This window comes from Halostella sp. PRR32, assembly GCF_034808085.1.
Taxonomy (GTDB): domain Archaea; phylum Halobacteriota; class Halobacteria; order Halobacteriales; family Natronoarchaeaceae; genus Halostella; species Halostella pelagica.
On record NZ_JAXHGL010000004.1, the window covers coordinates 1 to 17,614 of the forward strand.

Here is a 17,614-nt window from a genome sequence, read left to right on the forward strand (position 1 = left end):
CGGCAGATCCACCGGTTCCGCGACCACGCGGAGATCGGGCTGGCGTACGCGAACCTGCCGTGTATCGGCGCGGAGGTTCAGTTGCCGTTCGGCGGCGTCAAGAAATCCGGCAACGGCTACCCCAGCGCGCGGGAAGTCATCGAAGCAGTCACCGAACGCACCGCCTTCACCCTCAACAACTCCAAGGAGATCGAAATGGCCCAGGGCCTCTCGGCAGACATCACAACGCAGGACGAGTGAACGCCCCGCTCTGACGGCTTTTACGTGCACGCAGAGCAATGAGTACGAGCGTCTGAACCGAGAGTATCTCGACCACACCGTCCTCCCCCTACTATGGTCGGGGGTGGGTATACCCGGATCTGGTACGTGGAGACAGCCACAATGGGGATCGACCAGTACTGTCCAACCTGTGATGCACACACCCAGTACGTCAGCGGTATCGAACACTGTACCGAATGCCGTTGGTATCTCCCACAGGGGGCGGACTGACAGCCGCCGTGAGTACTTATGGAAAAACACGTACTCGACCTCCTGTACAGGCACGAACCGCTTCACATCGGGGCTATCATCGAACGCTCCGATGCGCACCCGTCCATGGTTGAAGAGAGCTGTATGCGCCTGTTTCAGCAAGGCTACCTCACAACTGACAGCTGTGGGGTGTACCGTCTGACCCAGAGCGGTTGTCAGAAACACGAGCGAACGGAGTGATCCCGTGGATCAGTCGTTCGTTTCGACGAACTGACGAACCGGCCGGTCTGAAGGGCGAACCCGGCGGTCTCGTGAACGGATCCCCGGCACCGGAGAGCGCGGCGCAACCGAAACCGCCGGCGTTCGACATACACGAACATTTACGAGGGGCGAGATGTACTACCGTTACCTATGGGACCTCAGGCAAACAGGCCGATCAAAGCTCTCCTCACGATGGAGGAGATATTGAACGACCTCCACGAAAACGAAGGGGCCACCGTCACGGCCGTCGCTGAACGGATAGACCGCCCCAAAAGCGTCGTCCACGACTACCTGAGTACCTTGGAACAACTTGAGTACGTCGTGAACGACGACGGGAGCTATCGGTTGAGTCTTCGATGGTTAGACCGCGGCTGCAAGGTTCGAGACCGGGTCTCTATCTACGACCTCATGATCCCTGAACTCCGGCGATTGGCCGGTGAGTTGAGCAACGAGATGGTTTCTTTCGCAGTCGAAGAGGAAGGGTCGGTCGTCGCTCTCGAAGTGATCCAGAGCCGGGAAGATATCGAATACGAAACCAACGCCGGAATGCGGTTTCCCATCCACTGTTCCGGTGCCGGGAAAGCCATTTTAGCCTACCAGCCTGAGGAGCGGATCGATTCCATCATCGAACGCCACGGCCTACCGGAGTTCACCGAGAAAACGATCACGACTCGTGAGGAACTCGTAGAGGAACTCGAAGAAATCCGTCAGAACGGCGTGAGTTACGAGTACGGCGAGTATCACTCGGGGATGGCGACCATCTCCGCACCCATTCTCACGCCCGACGATACCCCGCTTGGCGGGATCAGCATTACGGGTCCGGAGCGGCATATGTCCGAGCCAGAGGTCAAATCGACGCTCAGTAACAAGCTTCTATCGAAGGTGAACATAATAGAGCTAAATTACAGCGGGAGAAATTAGCCGCTCTATCGAACCATGACGCCCCTGCTGAGGCGTACGCGAGGCTTCGGGCGCGTACTCAACAGTCAGTCGCTCCCGTGTTCGCCGGGAACCGTCTCCGCGGTTAGTTCGAATCCGCGTGACTCCATCTCGTCGAAATACCGCTCCGGGTCGAGTCCGCTCGTTTCAGTGACGAACACTCCGTCCGACTCCACCTCGTTTTCGGCCATCAACTGAAGCGTTACTGAAAGCGGAACGCCGACGTAACAGCCGTACTCCCGCATGAGCGTGATGTCGTTGCCGCCGAAAAACGGGAACGGTTGCTCGAAGTGATACACTGCCTCTTCCTCCCGGCCGTCGACGGATCCGGTCACCTCCACCGAGAGAACGGTCTGTGGCGTCCAGTCCGTCTTCGGCGAGAGTTGTTCGGGCGGCCGCCACTCGTCCTCGTGGCCTTCGGTCTTTATCTGCTGTTGCATCGCGTCGAGCGGGTCGACAGTCGCTCCGTCGACCTCGACGGGGTCGGCGTCGAAGGCGTTCATCGCGTGGAGCGTCTCCTCGTACTGCCGCCACTCGTGATGCCAGACGCCCCGCGTCACGACGCGGCCGACGTTCGTCTCCTGTGCGACGGGCGCTTTGGGAAACGTCACGGGTTCGGTGTGCGTGATAAGATAGGTTTCCTGCTCGCCGATCGGTTCCGGGAACTCGAAATCACGCGGCTCGCCGAACGGCGGGTGATCCGTGATGACCGACCCGTCCTCGTAGACGACTCGCTCGTCGACGTTCGGGTCGTGTTCGTAGGTCACGGTGTCCGTTAGTCCGGGGGTCGTCTGGGTGAGTAGACGCCACATTCCCCAGTAGAAGTTGACCTCGTCGACATCGTCAAACTGGTCACAGGCCAGCATCCCGAGCGCGATTGTGCTCACGAGCCCCCCGTTCGCAAACCAGAGCGAACTGTCGGCGTCCGCGACGGCGTCGGACTCGCCCAGTACGTGGTCGAACTCGAACGCGTTCAGGTCGACGCCGGTAATGCCGCCGACTGATTCGATAGCTTCGAGGACGTTCTCCTCGAAGTGGTACGGGAGGCCGTTTACCAGATACGATGCTCCCGAGAGAACTCGTTCGATGTCTTCGGGGTCCGTAGCGTCGACCGCCTCGAACGAAAACCGGTCGTCGTCGATGAGTTCTAACAGCCGCTTCGCGTTCGTTTCGTCCGCGTCGGCCACGACTATCTCTTCGAAGTCACTGTGCTTGTAAAGGTCGTAAACGCAGGACGAGGTCATCGCTCCTGACCCGCCTAACACGACAGTCTTCCCAGCCATGTACTAACCTGGCTATCGTCGAGTTAGTTGAATATTGTGATCAGCGACCACACTGGACGGCTAACAGTGACCGGACGACCGGGTGCAAAGGCAATTTTAAAGCGACCGACTGCCGTATCTCGGAACGATGGGGAATTACTTCGCGTACGCAGTCTCGGCGATGGCGCTCTACACAGGGTGGGCGTTCTTCGCGAAACTCTCGACGCAGGCGATCCCGCCCGAACAGAGTGTCATCTACACGTACGGATGCGCAATAACTGTCGCTGCCGGATTCTACTTGCAAAGCGAGACGCCGGTGCTGATCGACCCTCGTGGCATCGGGTTCTCCCTGATAGCCGGGCTCTGCATCGGTCTCGGAACGGTGGCGTATTACCTCGCGCTCGACGCTGGCTCAGCGACGATAGTCACGAGCATCAGCGGAATGTACATCGTGGGAACGGCGCTACTCGGCGTGGTCTTTCTGGGCGATTCGCTCACCGGGCTGAATTTGGTCGGCATCGCCTTCGCAGTCGGGGCAGTTGTGCTTCTCGCACAGTAACGAGCGTCACAGGTAGACGACGACGGTTTCGCGTTCGACTTCGACGTCGTACGTGTCGACAGGCGGTTCGCTGCCGTCGAGACCGGATCCGCAACTCGAACAGTCGGCATCGGGCATCGATGGGTCGGGTACGTCCCTCTCGCCGTCGGACTGACCGGCCTCCTCAGCTTCGGCCGTCGCTTCGAACGTCTTCGCTTTCACCTTGTGGGGGTTGAACACCGACTCACCGGTCGTAATGTCGAACTCCCAACCGTGCCACGGGCACTGAACGATCTGGTCGTCGGAGGTCCACTCGTATTCACCCGGTTCGTCGGACACGGTCGTTCCGGTTAGCTTCCCCTCACACAGCGGCGCCCGCTGATGGGGACAGTCGTTTTTCAGCGCGAAGTACTCCCCATCGACGTTGAACACACCGACGGAGAACCCATCGAGTGTCGTGATAACCCGTTCCCCCGGCGGCAGGTCGTCCGCCGAGCAGATCTCGAATCGTTTCTCGCTCATAGGTCTGTAGGATCGGCTGGCAGATCCCAGAGTTCGACGGCGTTCTCGTAGCGAACGGCGCGTTCGAGCGAGTCCTCCATCGGTGGAAGCCCCCACGTCGGGTCGTCGCCGTCCCAGTGCGGGTAGTCGCTGGCGAAGATGAGCATTTCGTCCGCGTGCATCATCTCCAGGATCTGGTTGTGTTGTTCCGCCGTTTCCGGCTCCTCGATCGGCTGACTCGCGAACCAGACGTTCTCTCGGATGTACTGACTGGGCGGCTGGTCGAGCCACGGGGCCTGCGACCGCAGTCCCTTCCAGTTCTTGTCTAACCGCCACATGAAGTGCGGTACCCACCCGTACCCTCCCTCGATAAACGCCCATCGGAGGTCGGGATACTCGACGAAGACCCCCTCGGTGACGATGCTTGCGAGCTGACCCATGTAGTACGCGCCGAGAAGCGTATGCCACTCTATGTAGGAGTTCGGATGGCCCGCTCCCGTCGGCGCGTTGCTCGTTCCGTGGCCCTCTGAAAACGGGTGGACCGCAATCGCGAGATTCATTTCCGCCGCAGCTTCGTACATCGGCCAGTACTGGGGGCGGCCGTAAGGAACCTCCGCACCGCCGGGGAGCATCACCTGACGCACCTGGGGATGGTCGCCGAATTCCCGGATGAGTTCGGCCGATTGCTCCGGTGCCTTCGGTGCGACGTACAGCGACCCGAGGAACCGGTCGTCGACCGGCAGGCAGTCGTCGACGAGCCACTTGTTGTACGCGCGGGCGAGTTCGACGGCGTAGTCCCGGTTCGGCAGCGCAGCGAGGTTGAACCAGGAGTTCCCCGTCAACATTCCGTAGTCGATATCGTTTTCGTCGAAGTGGCTGCTGGCAAGTTCTTCCAGGTCCGTCCCGGGTTTGGATCCGTCTTCCCCCATCTCTTCCTGCCGGAAGAACCCGCCCGGGTTTCGGTACAGGAGCGTCGGTGCGACGATGCCGTCGTCCCTGTATCGCTCGGGGAGGTACTGCGTTATCTCCTCGTCACTGGCCCATCGCTGGTGAATGTCCGCGTCCACCAGCGTGAGCTCACCCGTCCCGTCCGGAGTATCAACTGCTGTCGAGGTACTGTTTGGCATGGTCCGCGAGGACGACTATTCCCCCAGGTAATATAAAAGTTTTCACCACCTGACGGTTGTTCGCCCTGAGACGTGGAGATAGCATCCGTCAGACGGCCGTATGAGACCGATCTCGACCACAAAAAGAGACCGTAGCCGCAGTTGACGCAACGCGGTTCGACGTATCGCCGAGTAAAAACCCGACGGACTGTTCGTCATTGTCGAACCATACTATTACGGCCGCCGGCCGAAGGTATTTACAGGCGTATTACTGTAATTCAGGGCCTGAGATCACTGGTGAGAAGACGACATCTACCGGAACTGAGCGCAAAGATAATTATTTTTATGTATGAGTGGTTGGATTCCGATATTTCAGTACGTATATGTCGAACACCGAGATCCTTGCGAGAAGTCGTCGTCGACCGGTTCACTGGAGAATCGACCGACTGGCCGCTAGGCGACAAGTAGTTTTAAATAGGTGTGTGCGATATCACCGCTCTGTAACACGAAAGTGTCCCAGCGAATTCGATCTACAGTATGATTGACAACAATACACGATCTGAGGTCCGGCGTCACACGGACCTCACGATCCCGGTTAATTCTGAACAGGTAGCTGCGACTCGGTACGAGCCGATCGAGTGCGAGGGACCGTCACCCGCACTACTGATGTACGTCCCGTACCACAAGGACGACTGGATCACGTACGGCTCGTACGACCCGCTGAACCGGTATCTCGCAAGCCGCGGGTACGAAGTCGTCGTCGCCGACATGGTCGGGACCGGCGGTGCGACCGGGACCATCGACGAAATGTTCGTCGCCGAACGCGAGGGCGAGGAGGCGGCCGAGATCATTCGGTGGTTAGCGGCGCAAGACTGGACAACTGGCTCAGTCGGGATGTACGGGAAGTCCTACGGCGGGATCACGAGCCTCGCAGCGGCAGCGCGCCGACCGGAGGCCTTGGAGGCGATAGTCCCGATCGAAACTCCCTACATGGGGTATCGGAACAGCTACACATACGGGGGCCTGCACGAACTGCTCACCATCGGCATGGACTGGTTAGCGCTGATGCAGGTTCTCGACGTGAAACCTCGGAGCAAACGTGACGATGAGGGGGATTGGGCGGAGGTCTGGGGAAAACGGCTCGACCACGTCCGCTCCCGGAAGCCCTGGATATTCCAGTTCTTCGACCACGAGCGGAAAGACGAGGCTTACTGGGGTGACAAGGATATCCCCGTCGGCGAAATCGACGTCCCGACGTTCGCGGTGGGCGGGTTCCGCGACCCGTACGCGATGGACACCGTCGACTACTACGAACAGATCGACGCGCCGAAACGGCTGCTTTTCGGGCCGTGGCGTCACACGATGCCCCATCGAGGCTTCGAAGAGGCGATCAACTTCCGCGAACAGGTCGCTGAGTGGTTCGATTACTTCCTGAAAGGAGAAGGGTCAGACCCGCTCGATGAGGCGACCGTCCAGACCTGGACGGAAGTCGACGGTCGCGGCGAGGACGGCGTCTGGGAGGGGTTAGACGAGTGGCCGTCCACGTCGAACGCGCCGGAGGGGTATCGCGTCGAACAGTTCGATCTCACGACGGACGGGGCAGAACCGACAGCGTCGCACGAAGGTGAACCGCTCGCGACGGAATACGAGTTCGACCAAACTGTCGGAATCGAGTCGACTATCCCGTACCGGTCTCCCGTTCCGTCTCAGGACACGAACGGGGACGACGCTCGGTCCCTCTGCTTCGAAACGGACCCGTTCGACCGACCGCTCAAACTGACGGGGTCGGGGTCGGCGACGATACGGCTCGAATCGACGTCCGCGGACCCGACGGTAGCGGTTCGGCTCGTCGATGTCGCACCGGACGGCTCGGCCAACACCATCACGGTCGGTGCGCTCCGCGCCTCTCGGCGGAACGGTCTCGACGAAGACGACCCGCTTGAACCCGGGACGGAGTACGAGATCGAGGTACCGCTGAATCCGAAGTCGTACGTGTTCGAGGACGGTCACAGGCTCCGCGTGGCGATCTCAGCGTCGTATTTCCCGTTCGCGAAACCGACGGGGGAACACGGATCGTTCGTGATCCGATCCGCACCGGACGACCCGTCGAACGTCCGATTGCCAGTCCAGTACTACGGCGAAGAAAAGCGGGACCAAAACCGGATCGAGATGGGGGACCCGGACGACTCCCTACCGAACGCGCCGTCCGCGCTCACTCGCTCCGACGTGACGTGGGAGACGACCAGAGAGCGAACGGGCGACACCGGAAGCGTCACCAAAGAGTTCGAGAACACGCTGGATCTGCCTCATGTACGTCTCAACGAGACTGGAACGTACGAGGCGTCCGTCGAGAGCGACGATCCGTCCAGCTGGAGTGCTACCAACCAGTTGGAAATGACGATGGAATACGACGACGAGGTAATAGAGGTACACGCTTCTAACTCCCTCTCGGACACGATCATCGAGCTACAAACCACAATCACGCGAGACGGCACTCGGATCTTCGACGAGACGTGGACGAGAATGGGCAACGAGTGAATCGCTTTCGGGTCACGAGACACCGCTACTGATACAGTCTCTAACGGTCCATTCACCGACCGGAGAGCGTTCACAGTCCGTCCAGCTACCGTATTACTGGCAGAAACCGCCGGAGGACGGTCTGAAAGAAGGCCGACACTCCACAGGACATGAAAACAATTATATAGTGGTAGTATTCTTGTTATCCTATGCCATCTACTGGCAGGGAAGAGTCCATGGAGCGTCGGTCGTTCCTGCGTGTGGCCGGTGGCGCAGTCACTGCCGGCGCAGGATCCGTGTTAGCAGGCTGTACCACTTCGGACAACGGTACCAACTCGGAAGACACGGAGACTGCGACGAAAACCGCACCGTCTCAGCAACAAAGCGGCGGGGAACTGGTCGTTGCGATGCAGTCCGACATCGAAACCCTACATCCGCACAAAGTCGCGAAGACGACGGACATCACGATGGTCGAAAATCTCGGGAACTCTCTCTACAGAGTCGACAGTTCTGGGGAGATCCAGCCGGACCTCGCGGCGGAAATGCCGACCATCTCCGACGACGGGAAAACGTACACGGTCCCGATACGGGAAGGCGTCACGTTTCACGAACCGTACGACCGCGAACTAACGGCAGACGACATCGTGGCGAACTACCGTCGTATTCTCGACCAGGACTACGGTGCCTACGGTCGCGGTAACTACGTCGGGACGCTCGTCGGGGACGACATCGATCCGGAGGAGACGGTCCGGAAAACGGGCGAGTACGAAGTCACATTCGAACTCGCCGAACCGTACGCCCCCTTCCTGTTCAAACAGGCCTCGATGTCCTCGTTCGGCTGGTTCACTATCGTTCCCATGGAAGCCGTCGACGAACACGGGAGCGACTTCGGGGCTATTTCGAACGGAGTCTGGTCGACGGGTCCGTTCAAATACAACCCGGACGAGTCGGTGTCCGGCTCCGAGTACGTCTTCGACCGCAACCCCAACTACTTCAAGTCGGACGACCAGGGGAACCAGCTGCCGTACGTCGACCGGGTCGTCTACAAGCCGATCCCGGAAGCGAGCGTGCGGAACACCCAGCTTCAGTCGGGAGATATCCACGTGAGCGAATCCGTTGCGGCGACCCAGATAAGCTCGGTACAGTCCAGTTCCGACGTCGAAGTCAGAGAAAAGCCGAGCACGGCCAGGATGAGCCAGTGGCTCAACATCGTGAACTACGAACCGACCTCGAAAAAGCCCGTCCGGAAGGCGATGATGCACGCGATGAACCGCGAAGCCATCGTCCAGACCAAGTTCGACGGACACGCGACCGTTTCGGACAGCCTCTTCCCGTCGTGGCACTGGGCGTACGACGACGAAACCGCAGTGACGTACGACAACGACGTGGACGAGGCCGAAAGCTTGCTTGCGGACGCGGGATACGAAGACGGGTTCGATCTTAAGTGTGAGCCCGAGAACCAGCCGAAGTACGTCGACGTCGCGACCATCCTGCAACAACAGTTCAAGCAGGTGGGGATCGATATGACGGTCGAGCCCGTCTCGAAAACCGCCGCCTGGGAACCGATCAACAGCGGCCCGGCTTCGTCAGACTGGCACTCCCTCATCGGCGACTACACGTGGGGCTTCTCGGCGGACGACTACACGTACAGTACGTTCCACTCCGAAGCGGCGTTCAACTACACCCATTACTCGAACGAGAAAGCGGACCAGCTAATGGAGGAGGCACGTCACGTGACCGACCGCGACGAACGGAAAGACCTCTACGGCGAAGTGCAAAACATCGTCACCGACGATATGCCGAAACTGTTCCAGCTCTGGACGAACGTGATCCAGGGGCATCGTTCGAGCGTGCGGAACTTCCGCGTTTGGCCCTCGGCGTACATGGGCTTCGAGGACGTGTGGATCGACGAGTAGATGGCAGCGAAACGTATTAATATAGAAACCGTCAGAGCAAACCAATAATGACTGGAAATAGTGGGTTCGTCAACTATCTCGTCAAACGGGTTCTGTTAGGGATCCCCGTCCTGCTGGGCGTCTCGATCGGAGTTTTCCTCCTGATCAAACTCACACCCGGCGATCCTATCAACGCGATCCTCCCGACGCAGGCCCGAACCCCCGCGAACGTCGCGCAGGTACGACAGCGCCTGGGGCTCGGAGAACCGCTCTACGTACAGTACTGGTCGTGGCTCTCGAACGCGGTTCAGGGTGACCTCGGATATTCGTACAACCGGGGAGAGCCGGTCACTCAACTGATCCTGTCCCGCATCTGGCCGACTGCGCAACTCGCGTTTATAGCCTTATTAGTCGCACTGTTCATCGCGATCCCGTCCGGCGTGATCAGCGCGGTGTACAAGGACACGTTCGTCGACCACTTCAGCCGGATCATCGCGTTCGTCGGCATCAGCGTGCCCGCGTTCTGGCTCGGCATAATGATAATTCTCGTGTTCGCGCTGTTCTGGAAGCAACTCTTCGGATTCGCGTTGATACCGGCGGGTGGGTACGTCCCTCCCAGTGATAGCCTCATCGAGTGGCTCCAGTACGTCGCTGCGCCAGGAGTTACGCTTGGCGTGGGATACGCGGCGTTGACCGCACGTATGACGCGTTCGACGATGGTCGACGTACTCAACGAGGAGTACATCCAGACGGCTCGGTCCAAAGGCGTCAAAGAGTCCGTCATCGTATCGATACACGCGTTCAGAAACGCCCTGATTCCGATCGTGACCGTCCTCGGTATCCAGATCGGGTTCCTGTTCAACGGGTCCGTCGTCGTCGAACAGGTGTTTCAGTGGCCGGGCATCGGCCGACTGCTCTATCAGGCGGTCATCGACAAGGACCTGCCGCTGATACAGGGGATACTGCTGTTCGTCGCGGCAGTGTTCGTCGTCGCGAATCTCGTCGTCGACCTGCTGTACGCGTACCTCGACCCGCGGATAAAATACAACTGATCCAGCATATGACGGACATTACCATAGACCGAGGGACGATGGTTGAACCGCTTCGGGAGAAGTACAACCAGTTCGCCGATACGTACAGACAGCTCGATGCGAGTGCGAGGATCTCGTTTTGGATCGTGTTCGGCATCGTAAACACCGCGATCTTCGCGCCGATACTGGCTCCCTACGACCCGGCAGCGCTCCATTACGAGGCATCCCTACAGGGGCCGACTCTCGCCCACCCGCTCGGAGCAGACCTCATGGGTCGTGACATACTCTCGCGGCTCATCTTCGGGACGCGAGCGTCACTCGCTGTTGGAGTTGTCGCCGTCGCGATCGCAGTCCTGATCGGAGTGCCGCTCGGTAGTATCGCAGGATATCTCGGCGGCTGGACCGACGAGTTCATCATGCGGTCCATGGACGTCGTCATCTCCATCCCCGCGTTGGTGCTGGGGTTAGCGATCGTCGGGGCGATCGGAGCCGGACTGGTAAACGTCATCGCGGTCGTCGCGATAGTCTACTCGCCGCAGTACGCCCGGATCATACGGGGTAGCGTGCTCTCGGTGAAAGAGGAAGAGTACGTCGAAGCGGCCGAGAACACCGGTCTCGGAAACGCCTCAATACTGGTCAAGCATATCCTTCCGAACGCGTTCACCCCCGTAATCGTGCAGTCGACGTATCACGTAGCGACCGCGATCATCCTCGAGGCGTCGCTTTCCTTCCTCGGCCTCGGAGTTCAGCCGCCCCGACCGACGTGGGGGATGATGATCGCCAACGGCCGACAGTACTTGCCCGGCGAGTGGTGGATATCGGTGTTTCCGGGGATCGCGATCATGATAACGGTACTCGCGTTCAACATCCTCGGTGACGGACTCCAAGACGAGTTCGATCCGCGGTCGGAAACTGAAACCGGAGGTGGTGCGTGATGGCGTCGACCGAAAACAACGAGTCAGAGGCGGAAGCGGACCGCGTCACCCACGACGACGACGCGTTGCTTTCCGTGCGGAATCTGGAAGCCCGCTTCGATACGGAGGACGGGGCCGTTCGAGCCGTAGACGGTGTCTCACTGGAGGTTCGGGAGGGTGAAATCCTCGGTATCGTCGGGGAGAGCGGCTGCGGGAAAAGCGCTACCTCTCTGTCGATAATGCAACTCCTCGAATCGCCGGGCTACATCCACGACGGGGAAGTACGATTCAACGGCACTGACCTCGTCACCGCATCCAAAGAGGAACTCCGGAACATCCGCGGGAACAACATCTCGATGATATTTCAGGAGCCGATGTCCGCGCTCAATCCGGTGTTCGATATCGGCTGGCAGGTCGGGGAACCGCTCCGCGTTCACGAGGATATGAGTGAGGCGGCGTCGCGTGAACGCGCTATGGAGCTGATGAAACAGGTCGGTATCCCGAGCGCTGAGGACCGCGTCGACTCGTACCCCCATCAGTTCAGCGGCGGAATGGCACAGCGGGCGATGATCGCGATGGCGCTCGCCTGTGAACCGGACCTGCTCATCGCGGACGAGCCGACCACCTCACTCGACGTGACGATAGAATCACAGACGCTCGACCTCATCGAGAAACTCAACGAGCAGCGCGACATGGGCGTGTTGCTAATCACCCACAACCTGGGCGTCGTCGCGCAGGTCTGCGACCGGGTCGCGGTGATGTACGCCGGCCGCATCGTCGAATACGGTGATGTCGAGGACATCTTCCGTGACCCGAGACATCCGTACACGAAAGGCCTGCTTGACTGCGTTCCCGACCCGCGCCGAACGGACGTGTCCCCGACTTCGATCGAGGGTGAAGTTCCGGACCTCGCAGACCCTCCGGACGGCTGTAATTTCGCCCCGCGGTGCCAGTACGCTACCGAGGAGTGTCAGGCGACCGATCCGCGGTTGCAGGAGGTCGAAACCGATCACTACAGCGCCTGTCTCTGGGAGGATCCCGAATGACTGACGAACCAATACTCACGGTGGACGACCTGCAGAAACACTTTTACGAGAACCAGGGCCTGCTAACCCGGCTCCGACCTGACCAGGAGGTAAAGACCGTCCGCGCAGTCGACGGGGTCGACCTCACGATCCAGGAAGGCGAAACTCTCGGCTTGGTCGGGGAGAGCGGCTGCGGGAAAAGCACTCTCGCTCGGTCGGTGTTAAGGCTCACCGAGCCCACCGACGGCAGCGTTCGATATCGCGAGACGGACGTCACGGAGTTCAGCGATCGCGAACTTCGCTCGTTCCGCAGCGAGGCACAGATGGTGTTCCAGGACCCGTTCTCCTCGCTGAACCCCCGGTACACGGTTCGCGAAACGGTCGTCGAGCCGATGAAGGTTCACGGTATCGGCGAGTCGAGCGAGGACCGCGATCAGCGTGCGCGGGAACTGATAGAACGAGTCGGCCTGGATAGCGAGCATCTCGACAGATATCCGCACGAGTTCAGCGGCGGACAGCGCCAGCGGATCTCGATCGCGCGTGCTCTCGCGGTCGAACCACAGGTCATCGTCGCTGACGAACCGGTGTCGGCGCTCGACGTGAGCGTCCAGATGCAGATCCTGAATCTCCTCAACGAACTACAGGAGGAGATGGGCCTCACGATGCTGTTTATCTCGCACAACCTCTCTATCGTCCGTCAGATCTGCGACCGCGTCGCGGTCATGTATCTGGGGGAGATAGTCGAGCGAGCGGAGACAGCGACGCTGTTCGAGGATCCGAAACATCCCTATTCGGAGGTACTCGTTTCGAGTATCCCGATCCCCGACCCGACCGTCGAGCGGGACAACATCACGCTGGAGGGGGACGTCCCGACTCCGATAGACCCGCCGTCGGGCTGTCGGTTCCATCCGCGGTGTCCGAAAGTCATTCCGCCGGACGACTGGGCGCACGACCAGGAGCTCTGGCGGCGTATCCTTCGACTCAAGGCCTCGTTAGAGACCGGAGAGGTAAACCTCGACGCGATCCGATCGAAGTTAGAGTCACAGACTGAGAGCCCCGTTTCGGAGGAAGACGTAAAAGAGGACGTTCTCGAAGAGTACGTGATCCGTGCGAACGTCGAGGGGGCCGACCGGGTTCAGATCCCCCCGGAGGTCGCGGACGACCTAGACCGTGCACTCTCTGCGGTCTTCTCCGACGACGACCCGGTCGAAATCCTCGACCGGTCGTACTCCAGTATCTGTGAAAGCACGGTTCCGAGCGAGTCCGACGTTAGCGATCATCGGAGCGTCAACTGTCATCTCCACGACGAAGAATTGAAACGTGACCAGCAACTGTCTACAGTAGTTACTGCCGATGAGCACTAAGTATCCTACCAGCGACTCGGTCGGGACCGTTCTCGCGAACGCGGTAGCGGACGTGGTAACCGAAGAGCGGACCGTCCTCTCCGACGAGGACTCACGGGCCATCGTCACCGAAGCCTACCGGAACGCCCTCCATTCGGATCAGCGGGATCAGTTCGAAGCGGCTCTCCGCGAACTCCGCGACGACACAGATCAGGAAAGCGTCGAAGGGGTGATCGACTCGGGAGTCCGTGACATCTATCAAGCATTAGCGCAAGACGATGTGCGTCTCATCGTCGAGCACGCGGTTTCGGTCGAGTTCGATCAGCGTGAGGTGTGGCTCTATCAGGTAATACAGGGATGTGATCCGGGTAAACCGGACGAGTTGGGGTTCTCTAGTGACGTACAGAGTGCTGTCGAACACGGGGTTGCTCTCCTCTCCGAGTCCCGGTTCGATGATGCACTCGAACATTTCCGGTCTGCCGGCGAGCAGGCCTCGACGACTGACGATGCAGTCGCGTCGAAGGTGCTGAGTGCTTGGACAAACCATTTAGCCGGTCGAAACGAGCGTGCCCTCGACTTCGCGGAGGAGGCACTGCATCTGCACACCGGTTCCTTCACGAGTCGACTCGTGATACTGGTCGCTGACCACGCCGTTTCGAATCAGTCGACCCCTGATTCCCTCAGCGCAAAAGTGTATCTCCGGACCCAGGCAGACGTTGCGTCGGAGGGGGACCTGCAGGTGCGCATACTGAACGACCGGGAGGAGCGGAGGGAGGGTTCCGAAACCGAGTTCGTCCCGATAACGTCTCTCGAAGCGGAAACGACGATCGAGTTTACGCTCACCGGAGAGTTACACTCGTTCCCGGAACTCAGCGCATACTACGTCGCATTGGGACTCGTCGACGAGCGTCGCGGACTTCCGCGGAGCGTCGAGCAGGTGTTCGCGCAGGGTCCCGAAACTGCAAACGGGACTGAGGCGGTGCGATTCGAGAGAGAACAGTAACGCCGTTTTACGCCGGACTCACCGGCTCAGGGGTCCATTATCTTGGCTTCCGCCTTCCGGAGGTGCTCCAGAAACGTCGTTTTGGAGACGCCGAACTCCGCACACATCTCTCGAACGGTAATGTCCCGGGGCCACTCGTAGTACCCTTGTTGTCGTGCGAAGTTGATCACCTCCTTTTGCTTCGGCGAGAGGTTGTACTGGATCGGAAGCGGTTCGTGGCTGAGGTGCTGGTCACCGGAGATGATCTGGTTCACGTCGATCTCCGCGTCAACCCGTTCTCGGATCCGGTCGAGACGGGCGCTCATTTCCTCTCGATCCTCTCGGATGAACACCGGCCATCGCTCTCCGGTTTCCTGCACGTGGACGGGACTATGATTGATGAACCCTTCAGAAATCAGTGCGTCCCCGACGCTGTGACCGGTGTCGTAGTCGACGATGATATCGGTAGACGGCACGCCAAAAAGCGACTCGTACTCCAACTGCTGGCTCGGCAGGATAGTCACTGTTTCAGTGAACTCCGACCGTCTCACCGCGTCAATGAAGGCCTCTATTTCGTTGGACTCCGTATCGAACACGGTGAAGTGCCCTTTTGCAGTTCCATCAGAAATACGATGAACACGGTGCATGAGCATCTCAGCGTCCGTTTCCGCTGCGGCGGTGATACCCCAGCAATCCGAGTGCCAGACCTGTAGTAGGGCTCGGTTTCGAGTCGGTTCCTCGGGTGAGTTCATGTTCGGTCACAGTGGTGCAGCCTGTATAAAGGAATACATTGCAGCAAGTCTCGGTACGGTGTACCGCTCCGCTGATATCACCATCGGTCGATCGGCCGGATGCTACTGACGGTCGATCGGTTGGGTGATACCAACTCTAAAAGGGTAGTAGGCCGCCGGACAGAACCTATCAGCGAACACGGCGCTGTTTCGTTCGACGTAAACTTCGGCTCCGTTGCCGTGAATATCGGTCCATGGGACGACGGAATACGGCGGAGTTGCCGTCTTACTGTCCCTTCTTACCCGGTAGTGTAGCCTGACTCGTCGGGCTGGTTCGAGCGCCCGGACTCGGTTTTGATCGACGCTACCTCCCGTCCGTCGGAAGCGCCGGTCGGATAATGATCGACCGGCCGCCGTCCCAGGTGTTGACCGACGAATCCGGCTCGATGTGTACGCTGATCGCGTTTGAGAGCGGTCGCCTTACCTGACCATAACATTATCCGATTAGAGTGCCTATACTCTTGGATGGCGGACAACAAAAAAGGCCGAGACAAGCAAGCACACGACGCCGAGAGGCGGCAGCGAGAACGCGACATCGCCTCGGAACTGGAGCGCGGCGACGAAACGGAGCCGCCGATCGAAGCGGAAACGGTCGACGATATAGAGCGGGAACTCGGATCAATAGAGTTCCCCGCGACGGGAACTGAAGTCGTCGCGATGGTCGGTGACCGCGAGATCGAATCGGATGACAGAGCCTACACCGTCGAGGAACTGGTACCGGACTCGGACGAGGAGTCGTTCGACTCCCCCGGTTCCGTCCGAATGCGCATTCAACGGCCGACAGTCGCCGCAGCCGTGAAACAGGTCGTCGAAGCCAGCGATACGCTCCAGAACGCGGATCTCAGCGGGTCACAGCGTGACGCATACGAGAAGACGTTCCGGGAGCTCAAAGCGATCGACGCCGATGACGACGACGAAGGGATCCAGGCTATCAGTGACTGGGTAGTCGGGCAGATCCGGGACAAGGAAGCGCTCCCCGACTCCCGAGCCCTGCGCCGGCAAGCAGCGAAGTACTGTCGGGAAAACGGGTATCAGATCCGGGACGACGAGTGGCTCGGGGTATAGACCAGTGCCCGATAAGTGACCTTGCGGCAGAGTCCCAGTCGGGTCTCGCGTGAGGTCGCGCCACTCCGTCGGTGAAAGGCAACCGGCGTTGTACTACTCACGCTACCGGAAACCAGGAACTGCTGTTTGACAGAATCAAACACCTGACCAGGGCTTTCAAGCGGTGAAAACGTCGAATTCGTTCGTCTGGACGTTGGCTTCGATCAGGCTCCGCGCTTCCGCGACGAGGTTCGGGAACGCCTCGGTGAACCGTTCGTCGTCGATACGGCCTCCCGGTCCGGCGACACAGATCGCACCTAAACAATCCCCGTCCGTACTGAGGATCGGTGTGCCGACTGCTCGGATACCGTGGATCTCTTCCTCGTCGTTGTACGCATACCCCCGTTCGCGTATGCGTTCGAGTTCGTCGAACAGCGTCCCTCTATCGGTGATCGTCTTGTTCGTTTGAGCCGGTAGCCCGTACCGGTCCACTATCCGGTCCACCCGTTCGGGGGACATCTGTGCGAGCATCGATTTGCCGGTCGCACCGTAGTGAAGATATCTGTGCTGTTCGAAACTCGTTTGCTGGTACTCTCTGTTGATCGTGTTCTCGCCGTAGAACCGATGGAGCAGGACGCACTTGCCGTCGTATTCTGTCGCGATCTCGCATATCTCGCCCGTTTTGAGCGCGAGTTGCCGCACAGGGTCTTTCCCGGCTTGGAAGACCAACTGCCGGTTCTTGACGTGGGCACCGTAAGTTATGAACCCGGTTCCCAGCCGATACCGTTCACCCGCCTGCTCGACCAGATCGTTTTGCTGTAACGTCATCAGGTGGGTGTGAGCGGTGCCTTTCGTCACGTCTACCTGCTCACTCAACTCGGCGAGGCTCATTTGCCCGTTCTCTTTCAGCACTGCTAGTATTTCGAACGCCGTTTCGAGTGCTTTGATTCTGCGCCCACCTGGAGACATGGCTACTATTACCAGGTGACCAACCATA

17 protein-coding genes are annotated in these 17,614 nt (G+C 59.5%); 12 read left to right on the top strand and 5 right to left on the bottom strand.

The annotated features are described in order from the left end of the window. The 3 genes from SM753_RS14155 to SM753_RS14165 form a co-directional block, all read left to right on the top strand. Positions 1-240, top strand: a 240-nt coding sequence (locus tag SM753_RS14155; RefSeq protein ID WP_323192090.1) for an aldehyde dehydrogenase family protein, incomplete at its 5' end; no start/stop codon positions are given. Positions 241-507: 267 nt separating this feature from the next. Next, positions 508-708, top strand: a complete 201-nt coding sequence (locus tag SM753_RS14160; RefSeq protein WP_135536107.1) for a hypothetical protein — start codon at positions 508-510, stop codon at positions 706-708. A gap of 171 nt (positions 709-879) precedes the next feature. Beyond that, complete coding sequence (locus SM753_RS14165; RefSeq protein WP_135536106.1) at positions 880-1,650, top strand: IclR family transcriptional regulator; 771 nt, start codon at positions 880-882, stop codon at positions 1,648-1,650. A gap of 65 nt (positions 1,651-1,715) precedes the next feature. Here SM753_RS14165 and SM753_RS14170 read toward each other — a convergent pair whose 3' ends face one another. Continuing rightward, positions 1,716-2,951 carry a saccharopine dehydrogenase NADP-binding domain-containing protein gene (locus tag SM753_RS14170; RefSeq protein ID WP_323192091.1) on the bottom strand — a complete coding sequence of 412 codons (1,236 nt, stop codon included), beginning with the start codon at positions 2,949-2,951 and terminating at the stop codon, positions 1,716-1,718. A 127-nt stretch (positions 2,952-3,078) separates the two neighbouring features. Between SM753_RS14170 and SM753_RS14175 the strand changes: the two genes are divergently transcribed. Next, the gene (locus tag SM753_RS14175; protein WP_237561347.1) at positions 3,079-3,489 is read left to right on the top strand and encodes an EamA family transporter; all 411 of its coding nucleotides are present in this window, start codon (positions 3,079-3,081) and stop codon (positions 3,487-3,489) included. 6 nt (positions 3,490-3,495) lie between these two features. Here SM753_RS14175 and SM753_RS14180 read toward each other — a convergent pair whose 3' ends face one another. After that, a complete protein-coding gene (locus tag SM753_RS14180) occupies positions 3,496-3,990 on the bottom strand; it encodes a Rieske (2Fe-2S) protein (protein ID WP_323192092.1) in 495 nt (164 codons plus the stop codon). Next, positions 3,987-5,096, bottom strand: a complete 1,110-nt coding sequence (locus tag SM753_RS14185) for an amidohydrolase family protein (RefSeq protein WP_138798863.1) — start codon at positions 5,094-5,096, stop codon at positions 3,987-3,989. The genes SM753_RS14180 and SM753_RS14185 overlap by 4 nt, the downstream gene beginning before the upstream one ends. 516 nt (positions 5,097-5,612) lie before the next feature. Here SM753_RS14185 and SM753_RS14190 point away from each other — a divergent pair. From SM753_RS14190 to SM753_RS14220, 7 genes are all read left to right on the top strand, one after another. Further along, the gene (locus SM753_RS14190; RefSeq protein WP_323192093.1) at positions 5,613-7,613 is read left to right on the top strand and encodes a CocE/NonD family hydrolase; all 2,001 of its coding nucleotides are present in this window, start codon (positions 5,613-5,615) and stop codon (positions 7,611-7,613) included. A gap of 188 nt (positions 7,614-7,801) precedes the next feature. Next, positions 7,802-9,508 (top strand): ABC transporter substrate-binding protein, encoded by a 1,707-nt coding sequence (locus SM753_RS14195; protein ID WP_323192094.1) that lies wholly within the window; start codon positions 7,802-7,804, stop codon positions 9,506-9,508. A gap of 47 nt (positions 9,509-9,555) precedes the next feature. After that, positions 9,556-10,539: an ABC transporter permease gene (locus tag SM753_RS14200; RefSeq protein ID WP_138798866.1), complete on the top strand. Its 984-nt coding sequence runs from the start codon at positions 9,556-9,558 to the stop codon at positions 10,537-10,539. Between the two features lie 38 nt (positions 10,540-10,577). After that, complete coding sequence (locus tag SM753_RS14205; RefSeq protein ID WP_323192095.1) at positions 10,578-11,453, top strand: ABC transporter permease; 876 nt, start codon at positions 10,578-10,580, stop codon at positions 11,451-11,453. Next, positions 11,453-12,478: an ABC transporter ATP-binding protein gene (locus SM753_RS14210; RefSeq protein ID WP_323192096.1), complete on the top strand. Its 1,026-nt coding sequence runs from the start codon at positions 11,453-11,455 to the stop codon at positions 12,476-12,478. Before SM753_RS14205 ends, SM753_RS14210 begins: the two co-directional genes overlap by 1 nt. Next, positions 12,475-13,821, top strand: a complete 1,347-nt coding sequence (locus tag SM753_RS14215; protein ID WP_323192097.1) for an ABC transporter ATP-binding protein — start codon at positions 12,475-12,477, stop codon at positions 13,819-13,821. The genes SM753_RS14210 and SM753_RS14215 overlap by 4 nt, the downstream gene beginning before the upstream one ends. Beyond that, positions 13,811-14,803 carry a hypothetical protein gene (locus SM753_RS14220; RefSeq protein ID WP_323192098.1) on the top strand — a complete coding sequence of 331 codons (993 nt, stop codon included), beginning with the start codon at positions 13,811-13,813 and terminating at the stop codon, positions 14,801-14,803. Before SM753_RS14215 ends, SM753_RS14220 begins: the two co-directional genes overlap by 11 nt. Before the next feature lie 26 nt (positions 14,804-14,829). Here the strand turns inward: SM753_RS14220 and SM753_RS14225 are convergent, their stop codons facing one another. After that, positions 14,830-15,534: a helix-turn-helix domain-containing protein gene (locus SM753_RS14225; RefSeq protein WP_323192099.1), complete on the bottom strand. Its 705-nt coding sequence runs from the start codon at positions 15,532-15,534 to the stop codon at positions 14,830-14,832. 504 nt (positions 15,535-16,038) lie between these two features. Between SM753_RS14225 and SM753_RS14230 the strand changes: the two genes are divergently transcribed. Beyond that, positions 16,039-16,638, top strand: coding sequence for a hypothetical protein (locus SM753_RS14230; protein ID WP_323192100.1), 600 nt, complete (start codon positions 16,039-16,041; stop codon positions 16,636-16,638). A gap of 156 nt (positions 16,639-16,794) precedes the next feature. Here the strand turns inward: SM753_RS14230 and SM753_RS14235 are convergent, their stop codons facing one another. After that, a complete protein-coding gene (locus tag SM753_RS14235) occupies positions 16,795-17,586 on the bottom strand; it encodes an IclR family transcriptional regulator (protein WP_323192101.1) in 792 nt (263 codons plus the stop codon). Positions 17,587-17,614 lie beyond the last annotated feature (28 nt).

Excerpts from the sequence above, each read along its gene's own strand:
- SM753_RS14160 (WP_135536107.1), top strand. The coding sequence starts at position 508 with ATGGAAAAACACGTACTCGACCTCCTGTACAGGCACGAACCGCTTCAC.
- SM753_RS14165 (WP_135536106.1), top strand. The coding sequence starts at position 880 with ATGGGACCTCAGGCAAACAGGCCGATCAAAGCTCTCCTCACGATGGAG.
- SM753_RS14170 (WP_323192091.1), bottom strand. The coding sequence starts at position 2,951 with ATGGCTGGGAAGACTGTCGTGTTAGGCGGGTCAGGAGCGATGACCTCG.
- SM753_RS14175 (WP_237561347.1), top strand. The coding sequence starts at position 3,079 with ATGGGGAATTACTTCGCGTACGCAGTCTCGGCGATGGCGCTCTACACA.
- SM753_RS14180 (WP_323192092.1), bottom strand. The coding sequence starts at position 3,990 with ATGAGCGAGAAACGATTCGAGATCTGCTCGGCGGACGACCTGCCGCCG.
- SM753_RS14185 (WP_138798863.1), bottom strand. The coding sequence starts at position 5,096 with ATGCCAAACAGTACCTCGACAGCAGTTGATACTCCGGACGGGACGGGT.
- SM753_RS14190 (WP_323192093.1), top strand. The coding sequence starts at position 5,613 with ATGATTGACAACAATACACGATCTGAGGTCCGGCGTCACACGGACCTC.
- SM753_RS14195 (WP_323192094.1), top strand. The coding sequence starts at position 7,802 with ATGCCATCTACTGGCAGGGAAGAGTCCATGGAGCGTCGGTCGTTCCTG.
- SM753_RS14200 (WP_138798866.1), top strand. The coding sequence starts at position 9,556 with ATGACTGGAAATAGTGGGTTCGTCAACTATCTCGTCAAACGGGTTCTG.
- SM753_RS14205 (WP_323192095.1), top strand. The coding sequence starts at position 10,578 with ATGGTTGAACCGCTTCGGGAGAAGTACAACCAGTTCGCCGATACGTAC.
- SM753_RS14210 (WP_323192096.1), top strand. The coding sequence starts at position 11,453 with ATGGCGTCGACCGAAAACAACGAGTCAGAGGCGGAAGCGGACCGCGTC.
- SM753_RS14215 (WP_323192097.1), top strand. The coding sequence starts at position 12,475 with ATGACTGACGAACCAATACTCACGGTGGACGACCTGCAGAAACACTTT.
- SM753_RS14220 (WP_323192098.1), top strand. The coding sequence starts at position 13,811 with ATGAGCACTAAGTATCCTACCAGCGACTCGGTCGGGACCGTTCTCGCG.
- SM753_RS14225 (WP_323192099.1), bottom strand. The coding sequence starts at position 15,534 with ATGAACTCACCCGAGGAACCGACTCGAAACCGAGCCCTACTACAGGTC.
- SM753_RS14230 (WP_323192100.1), top strand. The coding sequence starts at position 16,039 with ATGGCGGACAACAAAAAAGGCCGAGACAAGCAAGCACACGACGCCGAG.
- SM753_RS14235 (WP_323192101.1), bottom strand. The coding sequence starts at position 17,586 with ATGTCTCCAGGTGGGCGCAGAATCAAAGCACTCGAAACGGCGTTCGAA.